Genomic DNA, 6,034 nt, shown 5'->3' on the forward strand with positions numbered 1-6,034 from the left:
GGCAACCCTGAAGCTCTCATACGAGAACGCGGTCCATATCCTGCCGGGCCTGTCCCAGTTCAAGATCGCCTTGAACGGCCTTGAACTGGGCAACCTGCCGCTGACCGGGTTCGAGAAGCCCGTTTCGGCAAGCATCGGCATGCCGGCGGGATATCTGAAGCCCGGCCTCAATGAACTGACCGTCAACTACTCCGCACGCCACCGCGTCAGTTGCAGCGTAGCCGGCACCTTCGAACTCTGGATGCGGCTGCTGCCGGACCGGTCTTCGGTGGAGATCCTCGGCAAGCCCGCGTCCGATCTGCCGATCCTCAGCGACGCGGCGTCGTCCCTGGCCATGCCGTCCCAGTCGGGCCGGGGGCTGACGATCCTGAGCGCCCGGGCGGACACCGGAGCGGACCATGTCGCCTGGGGTGCGGACGTGGCCCAGGGCATAGCGCTTCGCCTCGGCGACCAGGCCATCGTTCCCGGATCGGAGCCCGCTCCGCTGCGTGCGCCCGACAGCGACAGCCTCTTCCCCGGTCTCGACAAAGGGGTCCTGGGCGACAGCCGCAATGTCCTGATCGGGACCGCCGACCAGTTGAGCGCCATCGTCGGCAGCCGCATCGAGAGCGCGATAGCCGGTCCCTATCTCGGCCTTTTCCCGCTGGGAACTTCCGGAGGGGTCGTTCTGGTCGTGTCCGGCCGGACATCGGACGAGGTGGCGAGTGCGGCCAGGGCCTTCGCCAATCCCAACACGCCGCTGCCGGCGACGGCCGACACGATCCTTGCCGCCGGAGACGCCGTTTCGCTGCCGGATCTCGCGACCTTCCCGAAGGGACGCCCGATCCCCCTTGCGGACCTCGGCTACAAGACTCGCGAGTTCAGTGGCTACCGCTTCACGCAGGCCTTGTCGGTCACGCTGGCGCGCGACTTCTTCAACCTCGACAGCCGGAAGGCCATTCTCCGGATCAACGCCGCGTCGGCGCCCGGAATCGGAGCCGGATCGGCCCTGTCGGTCTTCGTCAACGGGCAGCCGGCCGCCGCCTTGCCGCTGAGCCGCATGGGCGAGCTCATCGAGCGCCGGGACCTTCACCTGCCGATGTCGCTGTTCCGTCCGGGCCGCAACGAGATCCTGCTGGCCGGCGACCTGCCGCCGGCCGAAGGCGCGCCGTGCCTGCCGGAACGATCGACGGCGCCCCGGTTCAGCCTGTTCTCCGACAGCACGCTGATGCTGCCGGAATATGCCCGCCTTGCCCAGTTTCCCGACCTGGGGACCTTGGCGAGGACGGGCAGCCCTTATACGGACGGGACGGCCGATGGGTTCGATCTCGTCCTCATGAGCAAGTCCAACGAGGAGGTAGCCGCCGCCTGGGCGCTTGCGGCCCGCATGGCCCAGGCGGCGGGGACGCCGGTCCATCCCCGCTTCTCGTTCCACGGCTCCACCGTACCGGCCGGAGACGCCCTGATCATCGGCAACCACCGGTCGCTGTCGCGTCTGGCCGGGCTGGACCTTCCGGTCCGGCAATCCGACCTGACCGCCGCCTGGGGCATCGGCACCGATCCGTCGTTCGCGCCCGCCGAAGAGCAGCCGGAGCAAGGCGAAGCCGACGAGGTGCTGGCGCAGATCGAGGCGCTGCGGAGCGTCAGCCGCCCCGGCCCCGATACCATGGCGGCCGACAGCGAGGCGCGCGACCGCTGGCAGAAGATCATCAAATCGGGAGAGGACCAGAGCGTCATCAACACCGTATCCGCCGCGGCGGCGGATGTCGCGGCATCGGTGCGCCAGCATTTCCCGGCGGTGTTCGGCCAGGCACGGCGGGAGGAAACGGACCTGTTCGCCAGCGGGCTTTCGATCCCGACGGGACTGCTCATGCAGGTGGAGTCGCCGGTAACGCCGTCGCGGACCTGGACGATCCTGACCGCCGCCAACGACGAGCAGCTTGCAGCCGGGGTCGAACGCCTCGTCCGGCGTCCGTACTGGGACCGGCTGGCGGGATCGGCCACCGTCTGGGGAGCTGACCCGGCGGGCACCAGAAGCATCGAGCCGTCTTCCACCTATCACCGGTTCGATAGCGACCTGAGATTGTCGAACCTCCGGCTGATCGCCGGCAACCTGATGTCGGAATATGTCTGGTACTGGACCGCCGGCCTGCTTCTGCTGGTCGCATCGTTCGGGCTGGTGACGCGGTCCTTCCTGGGCCTCGGCCGGGGCGACAACCATGATTGACCGCCGCGCATTCCTGAAGGCGGGCGTGCTCATTGGTGGAGCCGCGGCGGCCATGGCGAACCTGACGTTTCCCCAAGCCGCTCACGCGGGCAGCGGCAGCCCGGCCGGACCATTCCCCTTGCCGCCGGAAGACTGGCAGTGGTTCCGCCAGACCTTCGTGACGCCCGAAGGCCGGGTCGTCGATACCGGGAATGGCGGGATCTCCCATTCCGAGGGACAGGGATACGGCATGCTGCTCGCCTCGGCGGCCGGCGCCAGAGCCGACTTCAACCGGATCTGGCAGTGGACCCATGCCAACCTGATGGTCAGGCAGGACGGTCTGGTCGCCTGGAAATGGGTGCCGGAGGGGACCGGCAAGGCCGTCGGCAAGGTCACCGACCAGAACAACGCCACGGACGGCGACATTCTGATCGCCTGGGCTCTGCTGCGGGCCGGCAAGCGCTGGAACGACCGGTCCTTCCTGACCGCGGCGACCGCCATGGCGACGGCGGTCCGCAGCAACATGATCCGGCGGGTCGAGGATCAAAGCATCCTGCTGCCCGGCCATGTCGGCTTCGAGCGGCCGAACGGCCTGGTCGCCAACCTGTCGTACTGGGTCTTCCCCGCCCTGCTGGCGTTCCAGGACTGGGAACAGCACAAGGACTGGAGCGATCTGGTCTCCGGCGGCCTCGCCCTGCTCGCCCATAGCCGGTTCAGCCGGTGGCAGCTTCCGGCGGACTGGGTCCTCGTCGATCCCGGCATGAAGGTCGGCATGGCCGAAGGCTTTCCGCCGAGGTTCGGCTTCGATGCGATCCGGGTGCCGCTCTACCTGACCTGGGCCGGCTACAAGGACCCTTGGTATCTGGATCCCTACGTGTCGCTGGTCCAGGCACAGAAGGAACGCCCCGGCCTGGCGGCGACGGTCGACCTTGCCACGGGCGAGCCGTCGGCGATGGGGGCTTCCCCCGGAGCGATGGCGGTCTACGGCCTCGTCTCCCGCGCCATGAAGTCCGACTACCGGGCACCGCCAACGGAAAACAATTCGTCTGAAGATTATTATTCGGCATCGCTGCGGCTGCTTTCGAAAGTTGCCGCACAGGAAAATGGACTGTGACCATGGTCAAAGGTGCTTTGATTTGTCTGTCGGTCTCTCTCGGCGCTTCGGTAGCATTGCTGGCGCCGGAAGCGGCGTATGCCCAGAAGCCCGATAGTCACGTCTCGCCGCTCGCCGCTCCGACCGTGACGCTCGACCAGCCCCAGGGGTCCGGGAGCGGTCCGGATGAAACGGCCCTGCGCTTCTACGCGTCCAAACGGGATCTCGACCGCGTCGAAGCGGAGATCAGGCGGTTGCAGGCGCTCGATCCCAACTGGCAGCCTCCCAAGGACCTGATGAACCCCAAGCCGGCCAGTGCCGGCGTGGACGAGGCGCCGATCTGGGAACTTGCCGCCAAGGGCGACATTGCCGCTGCCCGCGCCGGGCTGGCCGAAATCAAGCGCAGGAACCCGGCCTGGAGCACGCCGCCCGAACTGGATAAGCATCTGGCCGTCCAGGAAGCCCGGAAAGACCTCCAGCTTGCCGGAGCTTCGAAGAACTGGTCCCGGATCGTCGAGCTCGCCGGGCGCAACGGCGACCTGGTGTCCTGCGGCAACATCGACATCATGTGGCAGGTCGCCCAGGCGCATGGCGAGCTGGGTCACGGCGCCGACGCCTTCAAGCTCTACCGCACGATCGTCGAGACCTGCGCCAACGAGAAGGAGCGGCAAGACACGATCCTGAAAGCGTCCGCCTATGTGGACGACGCCCAGGTCGACGAGCTTTTCCGGCTGGAGTCCGCGCGCTCCTCGCCGTCGGGCAAGACCGCCCTCGATCAGGTCCGGGCAAGACTGGAACGGGGCAGCTTCTCCCGCCGGCTCGCGGAGTCGAAGGGGGCGAAGCTGAGCCCCGAGCGGGTCAAGGCGTTCGAAGAGGAAACCAGGGCAGCCAAGGACAGCGACGGCGCCCTCACGCTCGGCTGGTTCTACCACAACGAAAACAATCACCGGGACGCCGAGAAGTGGTTCGTCTATGCCAATGCCCTGAATCCGGACGAGAACTCCGCCGAGGGTCTGGTCTATACGTATCTGGCATCGAAGGACCGGCAGCGCGCCGAGGAAGTCGCGAAGCCCTGGCTGGCGACGTCGGATAAGATCAAGAAGGCTCTTGCCGTCTCCAAACCCGCAGCCGCGAAGACCCGGCAAGCCGCCGCGAAGTCGCGGACGACTGTGCAAAGCGCAACGGTACGGAGTGCCCGGGCACTTACACCGCCCGATCCGGCGACGATCACTGCCCCGGAGACGCCGAGGGCGATGGACGCCGCCGTCGCGGCGCAGGCTCGCGGCGCCTCTTCCGACTGCCTCGCCCATCTCAATCCGGTCAGGGGCCGCCCGGGATGGACGAGCGCCATGGCGCAGATGCGCGGCTGGTGCCTGCTGTCGCTCAAGCGGGAGACCGAAGCTCAGCTGGCCTTCGAGGAAGCCGGGACGCTGGCGGTCCCGACGACGGCCAACGGCGAAAAGGAGCTGGAGAGCGCCCAGCTCGGCATCATCCAGTCGCGCCTGCAAAGCGGCATGGTGGAAGAAGCGATGCGCGAACTGGCGACCAGCAACCTGAGCCGCGCCAAGGTCGCCGAGCTTCACGCCGACGCCCTGTCGCAGCAGGCCGTCCGCGAATATCAGGCGGAACATCACTGGGAAGCGCTGCGGCTGATCGAAGCCCGCAACCAATACCTGCCGCCCAGGCGGGACCTGGAAATACTGCGCGGTTACAGCCTCTACCACGTCAACAGGACCGGCGAAGCGCTCGAAGTCTTCGAGCGGCTCGACAAACTGCTCAGCACACCGGAGTCGCGAGAAGGAATGCGTATCTCCAGAGGGGGTTTAGACTAAATGACCGGCTCCTGTCCCGCCCCCTTCCGCAAGCCCTGGGCCGTCAAGGCGGCGATGCTCCTGGGCCTGCTCTCGTCGACCGCCGGCTGCACGCGCTGGTACGATCCCGAAGCGATGGTCCCCACTACGCAGGCCTGGCAGCGGATCTCCCCCGAACAGGCGCCTGTCGTCTTCGCGCGCGATGCTTCGGCCGTCATCCTGTCCGCCCGCCGTCAGACGTTCGGCAGGCTGACGGAAACCTATGAAATCACGCTGGAGAACCCGACCGTCCTGCCGGGCGAAAACGGCATCCGGATGGAGGTGCGGCGTCGTCCGACATCGATGCTGGCGAGCCTGACGACCTTGAGCGAACCCTTCGCGACGCCGCGCTATGACGAGAAGCTGATGAACTCCCGCCTCCAGGCGGAGTTCCCGACGCTGAAGACCAGGATCGAACCAGACCTTCGCCAGAACCGCTACGGCCTGTACAGCTACGCGACGGCGACCGACGGCTACGTCACCTGCGTCCTGGCGTGGCAGGTCATCGACGACTACAGCCGGATGCTGCCGCCCGACTTCGCGCTTCTGCGGGCCGAGTACCGTTTCTGCGCCCCCGACGAGAAGCCGGCCCGGCTGCTGGCCATGTTCGACAGGGCGACGCTGTTCTTCGGCGGGCACATGATGCCGGAAACGGACGTGGGAGCCGGTCAGCTCGGCCGCACCGACGCTCGCATGCCGGTCTCGCTGTTGCCCAGCCGAAGCGCCGCGGCCGCCAGGACCGTGAGCGCGCCGGTCGCCAGGGCCATCAGCGAGCCGGACGACGACCAAACGCTCGACTTCGGCAATCCCGCCCACGCCCGGACCATGCAGCGCCTGTTGAAGGACCTGGGCCTCTACGACGGGCAGATCGACGGGATCTGGGGACCGAAGTCACGTCAGGCGCTG

Annotated in this window: 4 protein-coding genes; all 4 read left to right on the plus strand. The window is 67.4% G+C overall.

Annotated features, from left to right (window positions below; genetic code table 11):
- Positions 1–2,206 (plus strand): cellulose biosynthesis cyclic di-GMP-binding regulatory protein BcsB (locus AC5JJ6_RS37395; protein WP_496046899.1); only part of this gene is annotated, 2,206 nt, incomplete at its 5' end.
- Positions 2,199–3,299: a family 8 glycosyl hydrolase gene (locus AC5JJ6_RS37400; RefSeq protein ID WP_496046900.1), complete on the plus strand. Its 1,101-nt coding sequence runs from the start codon at positions 2,199–2,201 to the stop codon at positions 3,297–3,299. The genes AC5JJ6_RS37395 and AC5JJ6_RS37400, both read left to right, overlap by 8 nt.
- Positions 3,296–5,110, plus strand: a complete 1,815-nt coding sequence (locus AC5JJ6_RS37405; protein ID WP_496046901.1) for a hypothetical protein — start codon at positions 3,296–3,298, stop codon at positions 5,108–5,110. Before AC5JJ6_RS37400 ends, AC5JJ6_RS37405 begins: the two co-directional genes overlap by 4 nt.
- On the plus strand, positions 5,111–6,034 hold a 924-nt coding region (gene bcsN / locus AC5JJ6_RS37410), incomplete at its 3' end, for a cellulose biosynthesis protein BcsN (protein ID WP_496046902.1).

Source organism: Skermanella sp. (genome assembly GCF_059503625.1).

What these genes read in the sequence shown, in the direction of transcription:
- AC5JJ6_RS37400 (WP_496046900.1), top strand. Translation starts at nt 2,199, where the DNA reads ATGATTGACCGCCGCGCATTCCTGAAGGCGGGCGTGCTCATTGGTGGA.